Raw genomic sequence first — 14,043 nt, forward strand, 5'->3', positions numbered from 1 at the left:
GATCCGGCGATGGTGCTGGGCGCGTATTCGGTCGGGGTGTTTCCGATGGCCGACGGGCGGGACGCGCCGGGCGTCTATTGGGTCGAGCCACGCCAGCGCGCGATCCTGCCGCTCGATGGGTTCCACCTCTCGAAATCGCTCCGCAAGACGTTGCTGTCGGATCGCTTCCGCATCACCGCCGACCGCGCGTTCGGCGACATCCTTCAGCTTTGCGCCGAAAGCGCGAGCGACCGGCCCGAAACCTGGATCAACGCCTCGATCGAACAGGTCTTCCGCCGCCTCCACACCGCCGGCCATGCGCATTCGATCGAATGCTGGGACGGCGACCGTCTGGCCGGGGGACTCTACGGCCTCGCGCTCGGCCGCGCGTTCTTCGGCGAAAGCATGGTCAGCCGCGCGACCGACGCGTCGAAGGTCGCGCTCGCCGCGCTCGTCGCACGGCTGCGGGTCGGCGGGTTCACGCTGCTGGACTGCCAGTTCATGACCGATCACCTCGCCTCGCTCGGTGCGGTCGAGATCGCGCGCGCCGATTATATGGCGTTGCTGGCCGATTCGCTCTCGGGGTTATCCGCCTCGGGCTCCTCCGCCGGACCCGATTGGGCCGCTGGCGGGGCGGATTTCCGGGCGGTGGATGGCGCGGCGAGCACGTCGGTGTCCGGCCCCTTGGCGGGGAAAGCCATCGTGCAGCTCTTGGCCCACACGTCATAGACAGGGTGCTGGACGACGTTCAGCGCCGGGCGTTCCTTGTACAGCCAGCCCGAAAACACCCGCCGCCATTTCTGATCGACTGCACGCACGTCGAGCTGGACGAACGCGCCGGTAAGCTGCTCGACCTCCCATGGCGCGGTTTGTTCGCACGCACGCAGCCGCACGACGGTGTCGCCGACGCGCATCGCCTGCCCCGGCTTCAGCGTCACGTCGCGGCTGACCCCATTGCGCTTGTTGAGCAGCCCGACGATCGCCACGCGCTCACCCATCGGCGTCGTGCCGGAATCGAGCGTCTCGCCTTCGCCGTCTACCGTCACCACATTGCCGTCGTCCTGCGGCGGACGCGGCGCGGGCACGGCGCGGCTCGTCGTGACGGCGCCCTTCGGTGCAGCGTCGGCTCCGAACTGCCATACGCCGACACCCAGGATCGCGGCGGCGGCGACGCCGGCGGCCAGCGTGCGTTTCACCCCTCGGGCGTCCACGCTTCGTAATCCCCGGTCGCGCCCGCGCGGCGTCCACCCTTCTCCATCGCGCCTGCCGGGCGATAGGCGAGCGCGCTGCCCGTCATGTTGGCCAGCGCCGGTTTCTCCCAGCGCCGCTGCGGCGGCAAGGACTTGTCGGGCACGTCGTCGACCTGATGATGCAGCCAGCTGAACCATTCGGGCGAGACGCGGCTCGAATCGTTCGGGCCGTTATAGATCACCCAGCGCCGCGGATTGCCCGCGGTGTCGCGCCCGCCCTGCCAATAGACGTTGCCGAGCGCATCCTCGCCGACGATCGTCTTGCCGCGCAGGCCGAACCAGGTGCCGATCGTAGCCCCGTTCCACCAGGTGAAAGGATTGAGATTGATGCCCATCGTGGGGCCGCGCTTAGCGGGTCGCCGTACGGGCTTCAATCGTTGATCGCCTCAATTCCTCCCCGGCACGGGGAGGAGTTTTACCAATTAACCCGATCGCCCTCGGCGATGCCCAGTTCCGCCGACAGCCCGCCGTTGATCTCCAGCACCGCCGCCACCGGTTCGCCCGACGGCACCGGCGTTTCGGAAAACGGCACCGTATTCTCCGCGATCCGGGCGATCGTTTTGTCCGCGCGGATGAAGATGATGTCGAGCGTGCTCGGCGTATTCTTCATCCAGAAACTCGCCTCACGCGGCCCCCCGCCTTCGGCCGGATACGGCGCGAACAGCATCCCCGCATCCTTCGGGATGTTGGTGCGATACATCAGCCCGCGCGACTGCTCCTCGGGCGTCTTCGCGATCTCGACCTTGAAGACGTGCGCGCCGTTCGTGCTGGCGATCGTCACCTTCGCCAACCCCGCCTTCGCCGCGGTCGCAGCTTCGTTGCCGGTCGACGCCACCGCGTCGCCCCCGGTGCACGCAGGCGTCAGCGCGATGAGCGCCGCCGCCGCCAGAATCCGCAATCTCATCGTTAATCCTCCAGCGAAACGCTCACCGCCAACGGCCCCTTGCGGCCTTCGACTACGCGCGCGCGCAGCCGCTGGTCCGGCTCTACCTCACCGATATCGGCGCGGCGCAGCGTTTCCATATGCACGAATATATCGCCCGGCGCGGCGTCGCGCACCAGGAAACCATAACCCTTCAGCCGGTTGAACCATTTGACCGTGACCGGCTCCCACTCACCCGCATCGTCGATCAGCGCGACCGGATCGATCCGGTCGATCGCGCGCACCGGCGCGACCTCGATCGCGGTGGAAGTGTCGATCGTCAGGATCTCGCGCGCCTGATAGCCGCGCTCGCGCAAGACCGCGATCGCCTCGATCCGGGTTCCCTCGGGCAGACTGCGGCGGCCCAGCGGCTGCAGCACGCTGAAATGGATCAGCACGTCGCCCAGATTGGCACCTTCGAACTCCGCGTCGGGCACCAGGAAGCCGAACCCGCGGGTGACGTCGAACCACTTGAGCGAGCCCGCCACGCGCATCCCGTCGACGCCCGCGCCATCGACGGTCGTATCGTCGCGGTCGGCCGCGTTTTCAGGCGGGTCGGTACGCACGTAATCCACATTCCCCCGGATAATTCACGCTAGCACGGTTGCCGCGCCGCACAACATTCAAAACATCGCGGCGGCTCAACCGTGGCTTTCCACATCGCCACCGGGCGGCGTCTCGACAATTCGCCGCGACAATGTGAAATCGTGCCCCGCACGCAGCATCGCGCCGAGCTGACGCTGCCGGTCGCGATCGTCGGGGACCGTCGCCGCATACGGACCGATCCTCCGCCGCCGCGCAAACGCCAGCGCGACCGTCAGCGCAGCCTCGTCGTCGGTGGCCAGCGCCGCTACGGAATCCTCCGCCCCGACCCGCGCATGGCGCAACGCCTCCACCACGCGGCGTTGCCCATACCCACGCCGCGCCAGCGACCGCGCACGCGCCTCCGCAAAGGCGCGATCGTCGACGTAACCCAGCCCCGCCATCCGCTCCGCCACCGCCGCCGGATCGCCCGCCGGGCCGTCCCAGCCCCGTTCGCGAATTTTCCGCTTGAGATAGTCGGTCAGCTTGCCCCGCGTCGTCGCGAACCGCTCGACATAGCGCAGCGCCAGCCGGTCCAGCGCCGCCGAATCGAGCGGCGGCACGGTTCGGGCGCGTTCGGGGGAGGTATTTCGGGACATCGCGCCATGTTGTTGCCACAGTCGCAACCGAATTTGAACGCGCAAGCCTCGCAGAGCCGTCAGTAACCGAAGGTGCGCTTGTCGCATCGCACTCAAGGCACGACGACCATGACGATCGATTCACCGACCACGCCCACGCCGACCGAGGACGCGCTCCCGCGCCGCTTCGCCGATTTCGCGACGCTGGGCGAAGCGCTCGACTATGCGGCGCAAGGCGCGCGCGGTCTTAATTTCCACGATGCGCGCGGCGCGCTGACGCGACCCTATGCGTTCGCCGAACTGCAGCGCGATGCGAAAGCCGCGGCCTACCGCCTGATCGCGACGGGCGTACAGCCCGAGGATCGCGTTGCGCTGGTCGCCGAAACCAGCGCCGAATTCGCGGCGCTGTTCTTCGGCACGATCTACGCCGGGGCCTGGCCCGTGCCGCTGCCGCTGCCCACGTCTTTCGGCGGCAAGGATTCGTATATCGATCAGCTTCGCGTTCAACTTTCCAGCTGTGATCCGGTGATGCTGATCTATCCGCCAGAACTCGCGGAAATGGCGGGGACCGCGGCGGAAATCGCGGGAACGAAGGGCGTCGACTGGGCCGACCTGCTCGCTCGGCCCGCGCCGGAAGTCGCGCTGCCGCAGGCGACCGGCGACGACATCGCGTATCTGCAATATTCCAGCGGCTCGACACGCTTTCCGCACGGCGTCGCAATCACGCACCACGCCTTGCTCAACAACCTCGCGGCGCACAGCCACGGGATGGAATTGATCGACAGCGACCGGTGCATCTCCTGGCTGCCGTGGTATCACGACATGGGCCTTGTCGGCTGTTTCCTGTCGCCGATCGCCAATCAGGTTTCGACCGATTATCTGAAGACGGAGGATTTCGCGCGCCGCCCGCTCGCGTGGCTCGACATGATCAGCCGCAATACCGGCACCTCGATCAGCTATTCGCCGACCTTCGGCTACGACATCTGCTCGCGCCGCATGTCGAGCGTGACGAAGGCCTCGGCCCGGTTCGATCTGTCGCGCTGGCGGCTCGCGGGCAACGGCGCCGACATGATCCGCCCCGACGTGATGCAGGGTTTCGTCGACGCCTTCGCCGACGCCGGGTTCAAGGCCAGCGCCTTTCTGCCGAGCTACGGCCTCGCCGAGGCGACGCTGGCCGTCTCGATCATGCCGCCGGGCGAGGGCATCCGAGTCGAGCTGGTCGAGGAAACGCAATTGTCGGGCGTCCCCGCCGGACAGGATCGCCCGCAACGCTACCGCGCGATCGTCAATTGCGGAAAGCCGGTTCGCGACATGACGATCCAGATCCGCGAAGAAGACGGCACGCCGCTTCCCGAACGTGCGATCGGCAAGGTCTGGTGCACGGGTCCGTCGGTGATGGTCGGCTATTTCCGCGACGAAACCGCGACCGACGCCTGTCTCGTCGACGGATGGCTAGACACCGGCGACATGGGATATCTCAGCGACGGTTACATCTACATCGTCGGCCGCGCCAAGGACATGATCATCGTCAACGGCCGCAACCACTGGCCGCAGGACATCGAATGGGCGGTGGAGCAGCTTCCCGGCTTCAAGCAGGGCGACATCGCCGCCTTCGCGATCACCACGCCGGGCGGCGAGGAAACCCCCGCCGTCCTCGTCCAGTGCCGCACCTCGGACGACGCCGAGCGCCGCCGCCTGCACGACGAAATCCGTGACCGCGTGCGTTCGGTGACCGGCATGAACTGCGTCATCGAACTGATCCCGCCGCGCACGCTGCCCCGCACCTCATCGGGCAAGCTCAGCCGCGCCAAGGCGCGCAACCTGTACCTCAGCGGCGACATCAAGCCGTACGATATCGCAGCGTAGCTGCGGGCGACATGGGATTGCGCAAGCAATCCCATGTCTCGCCAAGGCGGGCGGCGAGACCGGCAACGCCGGTCACGTCCGACGGCGTGGCGTCGAACCGAGCGATAGAGGCCACGACAATCAATCCTCCTCCGCAAGACGGGGATCGATCGCTCATCTTAATCCTTCCGCAATCTTGCCCCGAAACGATTGCGAAACCGCCTTCGCGCTAACATCGCGACGTGACCATCGCTCAAACCGCCGTTCGCCACCCCGCCGTTCCGCTCGGGCCGCTGCTCGGGCTGCGGGAAGACGACGATCCCGCCCGCTGGTCGCGCATCCGTGCGACGCAATTATACGCCGGACGGCAGCTCGCCTTGTTCATGCTCGCCGCCAACGTCGTGGGCGCGGCGATCGTCGCGATGCTGTTCGCCGCACGCGTCCCGCTGTGGCAGTTGGGCGTATGGGGCGGCGCGGTCGCGCTGGTTGCGGTCGTCATTACGATCAAGCGGCTGCGCACCCGACATCTGGAGGCGGGATACGCCGCGCTGACGGAATTGCGCGACACCGCGCTGGAGGGGATTGCGCTCGCCGCCGTCTGGAGCGTGCCGCCGTTGCTGTTCGGGGCCACCGCCGATCCCGAAACCGCACTCGGCCTGTGGATGGTGCTGTCGGTGCTGATGACCGCCGCGGCGGTGGCGATGGCCTCGCTCGTGCTCGCCGCAGTCGCCTTCATCGGCGGCGTCGCGCTCGCCGTCACGGTCCCGCTCGTGCTGCACGAGGTCTATGTCCCGGCCGCCGCGACCTTGCTGTTCGCGACATTGCTGATCGTCGCCTGCGTGACGCGCGCGCGCGCGCTGGTCCTGCTGCGCGGGTCCGAACTGTCGCTGTCGGAGCGCGACGAAACCGTCAGCCTGCTGCTTGGCGAGTTCGAGGATCATGGCGCGGACTGGCTTTGGGAAACCGATGCGCAGCGCCGCATCGTCCGGGTCAACGCGCGTTTCGCCCATGCGCTGGGGGTGGAATCCGCCACGCTGGAGGGCCTGCCGCTGCTGCAGGCGCTCGCCGGGCCGGCGTGGGAGGCCGGCAATTTCGCGGCGGGGCTGCGCACGCTTGCCAACAAGCTGAAGAAACGGGAAAGTTTCCGCGACCTGGCGATGCCCGTCGCGGCGCGCGGCGAACAACGCTGGTGGGAACTCACGGCCTCCCCGCGGGTCGACGATCGCGGGGCGTTCGTCGGGTTCCGCGGGGTCGGTTCCGACGTCACCGAACAGCGCGCGTCGGCCGACAAGATCAACCGCATGGCCCGTTTCGATACGCTCACCGGCCTACCCAACCGGCTGCACGTCAACGAAGCGCTGGAACGCGCGATGGGCGAGGCCGGGAAATGGGGCTCGCGCTGCGCCTTCATGATGATCGATCTGGACCGGTTCAAGGCGGTCAACGACACGCTCGGCCACCCGATCGGGGACCGGCTGCTCGGTCGCGTATCGGAACGCCTCGCGCAACTCGTTACCGACAACGAACTGATCGGCCGGCTCGGCGGCGACGAATTTGCGGTCGTGGTGCGCGACGCGACCGACAGCCAACGGGTCGAAGGGCTGGCGCGCACCATCATCGAAAAGCTTTCGCAGCCCTATGAGATCGACCAGCATACGCTGTGGATCGGCGCGTCGCTCGGCATCGCGGTGTCGCCGCGCGACGGCCGCACCGCCGAGACCCTGGTTCGCTCGGCCGACCTGGCGCTCTATCGCTCGAAGGACGCGGGCGGCGGGGTGTTCCACGCCTACGAACAGCAACTCCACGCCGATGCGGAGGAACGCCGCGTGCTCGAAATCGCGCTGCGCAGCGCGCTCGAAAACGGCGAAATGCACCTCAATTATCAGCCCGTCGTCGATGCCGTCACCGGCGCGCTCGTCGGATTCGAGGCTTTGCTGCGCTGGACCAGCCCGCAGTTCGGATCGGTCAGCCCGGCGAAATTCGTGCCGCTGGCGGAGGAGGCACGGTTGATCGGGCCGATCGGCGAATGGGTCGTGCGCACCGCTTGCGAAGAGGCGGCGCGCTGGCCCGACGACATCCGCATCGCGGTGAACGTCTCGCCCGAACAGCTTCACAACCCCAATTTCGTGACCGTCGTGACACAGGCGCTGTCGTCCAACCGCCTGTCCGCCAGCCGCCTCGAGCTTGAGGTGACCGAAAGCGTGTTCATGCGCGAGGGCACCGGCGCCGTAAAGGTGTTGGAGCGTATCCTCGATATGGGTGTCCGCCTAAGCCTCGACGACTTCGGCACCGGTTATTCCAGCCTCGGCTACCTCAGCCGCACGCGGTTCTCCTCGATCAAGATCGACCGCAGCTTCGTCACCGCCGCGTCGAAGGGTGGACGCGAGGCGAAGGCGATCATCTGCGCGGTCGTCGCGCTCGCCCGCAGCCTCGGTATGGCGACGATCGCCGAAGGGGTGGAGACCGAAACCGAACTGGCGATGATCCGCGAACTCGGCTGCAGCAAGATCCAGGGCTATTATTTCGGCCGACCGCTCCCCGTTGAGGAGGCGCGCGGCCTGGCGCAGCAACACCGCCCCGACGCCCGCGCGGCTTGACACTTTCGGGGGCAATTGTCAGAGCGCTCGCCACGTAGGGGTGTAGCTCAGTTGGTTAGAGCGTCGGTCTCCAAAACCGAAGGCCCTCGGTTCGAGTCCGAGCTCCCCTGCCATGCTGCAGTCCCAGGTTCTGCGCCGGTCCACCCACCTCCATCGCGACCGCCGCTACCCACATTTCGCAATCGCCTGACGTTCGCTTCGCGCTACTCTCCCGCGAATAAAGAAGGCGGAGAGCGGTGCGATGACGAAGGCGTGGCTTGCCCTGTGGGCGGCGCTGGCGCTGGCGGGGTGTTCGGAGCAAACAACGGCGCCCGACGCCGCCGCCTCCCCCTCTCCCACGCGCAAAACCGCGGCGGCCCCCACGAAGGAGTCGCTGTCGATCGAGCAATTCAGGCAGGGACAGCGCGACAGTTTTGCGCAGCGCGATCCCGAAAGCGATAATGTGGTCGACCTCGCGACGCTGCCGCCGCGCTATCGCAAGCAGTTCAAGCGTATGGACGCCGATGAGGATCAGCGCGTCACCCGCGCCGAGCTGGAACAGTCGGTCACTGAACGCTTCGCGCTGGCCGACAAGAACAAGGACGGCGTGCTGCAACCAGCGGAATGGAAGTAGCCGCCGCCCGCGCCCACTTGTGTTCCCCCCGCGACGGCGCTATCTGCGCACGCCATCCGACAGCACGGAAGGGCACGCCGGTTTCCCACTCTCGCAGGGAAAGCGGTGGCGGTTCCATGTCTGGCACGGGCACGACAACTCAAGGCGAAGACACGTGGCGAAGACGTCCCCGGTAGAATTCATCCAGCAGGTTCGCGCCGAGACCAGGAAGGTCGTGTGGCCGAGCTTCAAGGAAACATGGATGACCGGCGTGATGGTCGTCATCATGACCACGATCCTCGCGATCTTCTTCCTCGGCGTCGATTCGGTGTTCGACGCGATCGTCAAGGCGCTCGTGCGCCTGGCCCAATAGTTCAGGAAACGACACGCATGGCCCGCTGGTACATCATCCACGCTTACTCGGGTTTCGAGGGCAAGGTGCGCGACGCCATCATGGCGGAGGCGACGCGCATGGGCCTCGACACGCTGGTCGAGCAGATCGAGGTTCCGACCGAAACCGTGACCGAGGCGCGCCGCGGCAAGAAGATCGCGGTCGAACGCAAGTTCATGCCCGGTTACGTCCTCGCCAAGCTGGAAATGACCGACCAAGTCTATCACCTGGTCAAGAACACGCCAAAGGTCACCGGCTTCCTCGGCAGCATGGGCAAGCCCCAGGCGGTCAGCGACGCCGAAGCATCCCGCATGCTGAACAGCAAGGAAGAGGCGGCGGCCGCGCCCAAGGCGCAGATCAAGGTCGACTACGAGATCGGCGACGCGGTCAAGGTGCTGGACGGCCCCTTCGCCAGCTTCAACGGCACGGTCGAGGAACTCGATTTCGACAAGGCGAAGGTCAAGGTTTCGGTGTCCATCTTCGGGCGCGCGACGCCGGTGGAATTGGATTTCGAGCAGGTCGAGCGCAGCAAGTAGGTCGCAGCATGCGCGCGCGTAGCGAAGCTAGGCGCGAGACGGGCCAGACCGGTCGGCGGGTCGCAGCATGCGAACCCGTCCGACGAGATACGAGGGCTTTGCCCGCGTTCTCCCTCAGTTGCCTCAAAGCATCGACAACAGCATCACCCGATGCCGTATTCCGTGCCTCATCACGGAGCCTAACCATGCGCACAACAATCGCGCTCGACGACGATCTCGTCGCGAAGGCGCAGGACCACACTGGCATCACCGAGAAGACCGCGCTGTTCGGCACCGGCATCGGCTATGTCGACGCACATCTGCTGGCCAGCACGATGTTGATGCCGGGTACAACGCTTTGGACGCGCGACACGCGATTGACGGCGGCGGCGCAGAGCCTTGGTATAGCGGCGCATCTGCCGAGCTGAGCCGGAAACTTGCGGTCATCACTCGCCTGCATACCGGCGCGCCGGTTATGCCAAGGGCTGGAAGATCCGCCCAACCGGCTGGTTCCGTTACGCGGCCTCTTCGTCCGATTGATCGCAGATCAAGAGGCCGTCGCCTGCCTCGCCCGCGTCGCCCACGCCGTCCAGGATCACCAGCGCTTCGTTCAGGTACAGCGCGACATCCGCCATGCGCAGTGCGTCGGCGGTCGTCAAAGCGGCGCGAACCTGCAGCGCCAGCGAATCTCTGTCGGGTGGTTTTGCGTCCATCCGCGAAACTATGCCGGGACTTCATCCGATCACAAACTTTTTGTTTGCTCCGAGAAACACCGCACGATCAGATCGTGGCCGCGGTCCGTGATGTCCAGATTCGATCGCCGACGATCCACCGCGTCGCCGGACCGGCTGACAAGCTCCGCAGATGCGAGAACGCTGAGGCACCGAAGCAGCGTCGTATACGGTATGCCGGCCGAAGGCGCGACTGACGTCACCGAGCAGCGGCGCTTCTCGTTTCGCGCGACGTACAGCGACAACAGGATGTCCCACGCCGGTTCGGCGAACAGTCCCGGCGCGTCGGCGAACACCAGCCCGCGCCGGCGGCGCAGCGCGATCTCCCGCTTCACCGCCGCCAGACAACGCGCTTCCTCGAATCGCATGGCCGAGGCCGTCCCGTTGCCGTTCGCCGCTTCGACCGTCTTCAGCATGCCCTTGATGGACGCGGGCAACAGGTCGAGTTCCGCCCGGCTGAGCGATGGCGCGGTCACGAGGTCGTGCCCAGCTTCTGGGTCCGGCCCAGCTTGCCGGCCTGGCCTAGTTTACGGGTGTCCAGTTCGGGTCGTCGCCGAACCGCCGGACCCGCTGGATGTGGCGAACCGTGCCCACGACCAGCAACACGAGCATGACGTACGCGATGCGCGACGACACCGCGAAATACACGACCGGAAGAATGGTCGGACTGTAGGCCTTCGCCAGATGGACGGTCACAAGAACGAGTTGAAGCGCCGCGGCCCAGATCGGCCAGTAGCGGTTCGCCCGCGCGGTCAGCGCGACCAGCATCGCCAGCATCGCGATGTCGATCGCCAGCAGCGGCGCGTCCAGGGACTCGAACGCCGTCCAGAACCGCGTCGGAATTATATAGGTGACGAGCGCGGCGAGGCAGTAGGCGAGAGCCGCCCACCGTTCGGGCGCGCCGCCCTTCCAAAAGGCGAAGCCGCATGAGACCACCAAGATTAGATTGAAAACCAGGATCAGGGTCACCGACCCGGCCCAATGTCGACGAAAGGCATCGGGCCGGGTCGGCGCTGTTCAAGCGGCGACGCTGAGGTGGCTGCCGTCCGCACCGATGAAGGCAGGATTGGCCGGCTTCGGCCGTTCTTCGCCCCAGGCGCGAACGTCGATGCCTTCGGAACGGGCGACGCGCTCCAGGTGAAGGTGCGACTGCACGACGTTCCCGCGCGCTTCGCCGATCGCCATGATCGCCTTTGCGACATAGGCGATGATTGGCTGCCCGACGACGGCCGACAGCTTCTCGTCGAGACGCGCGCGCGGAATGGCCGCGGCGAGGTCGCCGCTGCACGCGAGCGCCTGATCGATGTGATGTTCCAGTTCGTGCAGCAGACGAGCGACATTGTCGGAAGGCGACACCGAATTGACGGTTTGAACGATGGACATTGAAAGAACCCCTCTGCCCGGTCCGGGACCGGGTAATCGATCACTGGTCTCCGCGTGCGCCGATGAGATCGCTCGCGACCTTGAGCCCGGAGGTCAGTTGCCCGAATGCGATCAGCATCAGGAGGGCAAGGCCGACGATCCACGCCATTCGTTTCGCCATGCTCAGGTCATTGTAGCGCGCACCCTTCCGTCGGATTGGAAGGCTGGACCGCCAGTCGGCCACCTCATCCGGCGGATCGATTGGTGCGGGGGGAACCGGGGCCGGTGCTACCCGGGAAGACTGACCCCCTGATTGATCGGGGGTCAGTTTCGCTTCGTGCTGCTCCAGCAGCATCGCGGCTTCGCGCCGGTCGCGCGCGCCGATTATGCGGACCGCTTCGGCGATATAGCCGTCGATCGTCGATGGCGCGATCGACAGTTCGAGCGCGATCTCCTTCGTCCGCATCCGTGCGCGCACCAGCCTCAGGCAATCGCGATGCCTGGGACTCAGCGCGTCGAATCGGGTGTCGTCCATGCTCCCGACAGTGAACGACACCGCGCAATGGCTCAATTGCTGGTTAACGTTTAGAGCGGCTTGTCCTTCAAAAACCTCCGCGATTGGCGAATGGGCACATCGCTGCGCAGGGACGGGATTTCCCACATTGCAAGGCGCACGCGCATCCGCTATGCGCGCCACCTTCCACATCCGTTGGAAAACCCCCGCGGGAGATCGTTCGCGATCGTCTGAACCGCTAAACTTGAACCGGGCGGGGCGCTGTTGCGCTCAGAGCCCAACTAGAGAGTGAGTGACAGTGGCCAAAAAGATTACCGGCTATATCAAGCTGCAGGTGCCCGCCGGCGCCGCCAATCCTTCACCCCCGATCGGCCCCGCGCTGGGTCAGCGCGGCGTGAACATCATGGAATTCTGCAAGGCGTTCAACGCGTCGACCGGTGATCAGGAAAAGGGCACGCCGCTGCCGACCGTCATCACTGTCTATGCCGATCGTTCGTTCAGCTTCGAGACGAAGACGCCGCCCGCGACGTATCTGATCAAGAAGGCCGCGAACCTGAAGTCGGGTTCCAAGGAACCGGGCAAGGTGAGCGCTGGAAAGATCAAGCGTTCGCAGCTCAGCGAAATCGCGACCGCGAAGATGAAGGATCTGAACGCCAACGACATCGAGGCTGCGACCAAGATCATCGAAGGCTCCGCCCGCGCGATGGGCCTCGAAGTGGTGGAGGGCTGAGATCATGGCTAATTTGAGCAAGAAGCAGAAGGCGATCACGGTCGACCGCGAAAAGCTGCACGGCATCGACGAGGCGATCGCGCTGGCGAAGTCGGGCGCGACGAGCAAGTTCGACGAGACGATCGAAGTCGCGCTGAACCTGGGCGTCGATCCGCGTCACGCCGACCAGATGGTCCGCGGCGTGGTGACGCTCCCGGCCGGTACGGGTAAGACCGTCCGCGTCGGCGTGTTCGCGAAGGGTGCGAAGGCCGACGAGGCGCGTGAGGCCGGGGCTGACGTGGTCGGCGCCGAAGACCTGATGGAGATCATCCAGGGCGGCAAGATCGAGTTCGACCGCTGCATCGCGACCCCGGACATGATGGGCGTCGTCGGGCGGCTGGGCAAGGTGCTGGGTCCGAAGGGCCTGATGCCGAACCCTAAGCTGGGCACGGTCACGATGAACGTCGCGCAGGCGGTCAAGGACGCCAAGGGCGGCCAGGTCGAATATCGCGTCGAAAAGGCCGGGATCATCCATTCGGGCATCGGCAAGGCGAGCTTCCCCGCGGAAGAACTGCGCCGCAACTTCGATGCGCTGGTCGACGCGGTCGTGAAGGCCAAGCCGTCGGGTGCAAAGGGCAAGTACGTCAAGAAGGTCGCGATCTCCAGCACGATGGGTGCCGGGATCAAGGTCGATACCGCCGAGGTGGTGGGCGCGTAAGCCCGAGCGAGGCGCGTAGCGGCACGCTACGCGCCGGTGCTTCGCCGGAGCGAAGCACGCGACAGGCCGGCCGGCGCGGCCAGCCGCGACCGACGGGGACTGGATTTACTCCCGTCCCGTGGCCGACGAGACTGATCGAGGGCCGGGAGCGATCCCGGCCCTTTTCTTGTGATTGGAGTCGCTGGTGAAACGCGATAGGACGCAAGGCATGAGTGCCAGCGTCAGTGCGCGGTCGGCGTTGCGGGCCGCCACATCCGATCATCACGAACGGGTCGACGCGGCGTTTTCCAGCGCGAACCTGGCCGACCGCGATCACTACGGGTGCTTCCTGATGGCGCAGGCCGCGGCGCATCTGCCGGTGGAGGAGGCGCTGGCCAAGGGCGGCATCGCGGGGATTCTGCCCGATTGGGCAGCGCGCGAGCGGGGGGCATTATTGCGCGCCGATCTGGCTGCGCTGGGGCGGACCTCACCTGAATCCGATGCAACGTTGGCGTTCGACGACCCAGCGGCGATGCTGGGCGCGGTCTATGTGCTGGAAGGGTCGCGGCTGGGCGGTGCGCTGTTGAAGCGATCGGTGCCCGCGGATTTCCCGACGGCGTTTCTGGGCGCAAGCGATTCGGCGGCGTGGCGGCGGCTGATGGCTGTGCTGGACGAGCGGCTGGACACCGACGCCGCGCGACTGATCGCGATCAACGCGGCAGCGCAGGTTTTCACGTTATTCGAGCGCAAGGCGCGACAATTCCTGAAGGTGACATAAG

The 14,043-nt window shown here is 66.2% G+C and carries 19 protein-coding genes, 1 tRNA gene and 1 pseudogene; 11 read left to right on the plus strand and 10 right to left on the minus strand.

The window, feature by feature from the left end:
• The first annotated feature begins 9 nt into the window (after positions 1-9).
• Entirely contained in the window at positions 10-708 is a 699-nt protein-coding gene (gene aat, locus M0208_RS06805; protein ID WP_258890969.1) for a leucyl/phenylalanyl-tRNA--protein transferase, read from the plus strand.
• Positions 709-743: 35 nt separating this feature from the next.
• Here the strand turns inward: aat and M0208_RS06810 are convergent.
• From M0208_RS06810 to M0208_RS06830, 5 genes and pseudogenes are all read right to left on the minus strand, one after another.
• Positions 744-977: pseudogene (locus tag M0208_RS06810) on the minus strand (DUF2155 domain-containing protein); the annotation flags it as partial.
• A 194-nt stretch (positions 978-1,171) separates the two neighbouring features.
• Positions 1,172-1,564, minus strand: coding sequence for an NADH:ubiquinone oxidoreductase subunit NDUFA12 (locus tag M0208_RS06815; RefSeq protein ID WP_258890970.1), 393 nt, complete (start codon positions 1,562-1,564; stop codon positions 1,172-1,174).
• A gap of 80 nt (positions 1,565-1,644) precedes the next feature.
• Positions 1,645-2,133, minus strand: a complete 489-nt coding sequence (locus M0208_RS06820; RefSeq protein WP_258890971.1) for a DUF192 domain-containing protein — start codon at positions 2,131-2,133, stop codon at positions 1,645-1,647.
• Positions 2,134-2,135: 2 nt separating this feature from the next.
• Positions 2,136-2,645, minus strand: coding sequence for a cold-shock protein (locus M0208_RS06825; RefSeq protein WP_258893183.1), 510 nt, complete (start codon positions 2,643-2,645; stop codon positions 2,136-2,138).
• A 147-nt stretch (positions 2,646-2,792) separates the two neighbouring features.
• Complete coding sequence (locus M0208_RS06830; RefSeq protein ID WP_258890972.1) at positions 2,793-3,332, minus strand: regulatory protein RecX; 540 nt, start codon at positions 3,330-3,332, stop codon at positions 2,793-2,795.
• A 108-nt stretch (positions 3,333-3,440) separates the two neighbouring features.
• Between M0208_RS06830 and M0208_RS06835 the strand changes: the two genes are divergently transcribed.
• The 7 genes from M0208_RS06835 (at position 3,441) to M0208_RS06865 (ending at position 9,679) form a co-directional block, all read left to right on the plus strand.
• Positions 3,441-5,177, plus strand: coding sequence for a fatty acyl-AMP ligase (locus tag M0208_RS06835; protein ID WP_258890973.1), 1,737 nt, complete (start codon positions 3,441-3,443; stop codon positions 5,175-5,177).
• 221 nt (positions 5,178-5,398) lie between these two features.
• On the plus strand, positions 5,399-7,753 hold the full coding sequence (locus M0208_RS06840; protein ID WP_258890974.1) for a bifunctional diguanylate cyclase/phosphodiesterase: 2,355 nt from the start codon (positions 5,399-5,401) through the stop codon (positions 7,751-7,753).
• A gap of 36 nt (positions 7,754-7,789) precedes the next feature.
• Positions 7,790-7,866: transfer RNA gene (locus M0208_RS06845), tRNA-Trp, on the plus strand.
• Positions 7,867-7,994: 128 nt separating this feature from the next.
• Positions 7,995-8,366 (plus strand): hypothetical protein, encoded by a 372-nt coding sequence (locus tag M0208_RS06850; protein ID WP_258890975.1) that lies wholly within the window; start codon positions 7,995-7,997, stop codon positions 8,364-8,366.
• A gap of 154 nt (positions 8,367-8,520) precedes the next feature.
• Complete coding sequence (gene secE / locus M0208_RS06855) at positions 8,521-8,718, plus strand: preprotein translocase subunit SecE (RefSeq protein WP_258890976.1); 198 nt, start codon at positions 8,521-8,523, stop codon at positions 8,716-8,718.
• Between the two features lie 17 nt (positions 8,719-8,735).
• A complete protein-coding gene (gene nusG, locus M0208_RS06860; protein ID WP_258890977.1) occupies positions 8,736-9,272 on the plus strand; it encodes a transcription termination/antitermination protein NusG in 537 nt (178 codons plus the stop codon).
• A 185-nt stretch (positions 9,273-9,457) separates the two neighbouring features.
• Complete coding sequence (locus M0208_RS06865; protein WP_258890978.1) at positions 9,458-9,679, plus strand: type II toxin-antitoxin system VapB family antitoxin; 222 nt, start codon at positions 9,458-9,460, stop codon at positions 9,677-9,679.
• 87 nt (positions 9,680-9,766) lie between these two features.
• Here the strand turns inward: M0208_RS06865 and M0208_RS06870 are convergent, their stop codons facing one another.
• From M0208_RS06870 to M0208_RS06890, 5 genes are all read right to left on the minus strand, one after another.
• Entirely contained in the window at positions 9,767-9,964 is a 198-nt protein-coding gene (locus tag M0208_RS06870) for a hypothetical protein (protein WP_258890979.1), read from the minus strand.
• Between the two features lie 29 nt (positions 9,965-9,993).
• Complete coding sequence (locus M0208_RS06875; RefSeq protein WP_258890980.1) at positions 9,994-10,458, minus strand: MarR family winged helix-turn-helix transcriptional regulator; 465 nt, start codon at positions 10,456-10,458, stop codon at positions 9,994-9,996.
• A 46-nt stretch (positions 10,459-10,504) separates the two neighbouring features.
• Positions 10,505-10,921 (minus strand): hypothetical protein, encoded by a 417-nt coding sequence (locus M0208_RS06880; RefSeq protein WP_258890981.1) that lies wholly within the window; start codon positions 10,919-10,921, stop codon positions 10,505-10,507.
• A gap of 78 nt (positions 10,922-10,999) precedes the next feature.
• Positions 11,000-11,365, minus strand: coding sequence for a hypothetical protein (locus tag M0208_RS06885; RefSeq protein ID WP_258890982.1), 366 nt, complete (start codon positions 11,363-11,365; stop codon positions 11,000-11,002).
• A 40-nt stretch (positions 11,366-11,405) separates the two neighbouring features.
• Positions 11,406-11,879 carry a helix-turn-helix transcriptional regulator gene (locus tag M0208_RS06890; RefSeq protein ID WP_258890983.1) on the minus strand — a complete coding sequence of 158 codons (474 nt, stop codon included), beginning with the start codon at positions 11,877-11,879 and terminating at the stop codon, positions 11,406-11,408.
• A gap of 277 nt (positions 11,880-12,156) precedes the next feature.
• Between M0208_RS06890 and rplK the strand changes: the two genes are divergently transcribed.
• The 3 genes from rplK to M0208_RS06905 all read left to right on the plus strand — a co-directional run bounded on the left by rplK (position 12,157) and on the right by M0208_RS06905 (position 14,042).
• Positions 12,157-12,588 (plus strand): 50S ribosomal protein L11, encoded by a 432-nt coding sequence (gene rplK, locus M0208_RS06895; RefSeq protein WP_231028459.1) that lies wholly within the window; start codon positions 12,157-12,159, stop codon positions 12,586-12,588.
• Positions 12,589-12,592: 4 nt separating this feature from the next.
• Positions 12,593-13,285, plus strand: a complete 693-nt coding sequence (gene rplA / locus M0208_RS06900; protein WP_258890984.1) for a 50S ribosomal protein L1 — start codon at positions 12,593-12,595, stop codon at positions 13,283-13,285.
• 208 nt (positions 13,286-13,493) lie between these two features.
• The gene (locus tag M0208_RS06905; RefSeq protein WP_258890985.1) at positions 13,494-14,042 is read left to right on the plus strand and encodes a biliverdin-producing heme oxygenase; all 549 of its coding nucleotides are present in this window, start codon (positions 13,494-13,496) and stop codon (positions 14,040-14,042) included.
• Position 14,043: the final 1 nt, after the last annotated feature.

This window comes from Sphingomonas sp. SUN019 (genome assembly GCF_024758705.1).
Lineage (GTDB): Bacteria > Pseudomonadota > Alphaproteobacteria > Sphingomonadales > Sphingomonadaceae > Sphingomonas.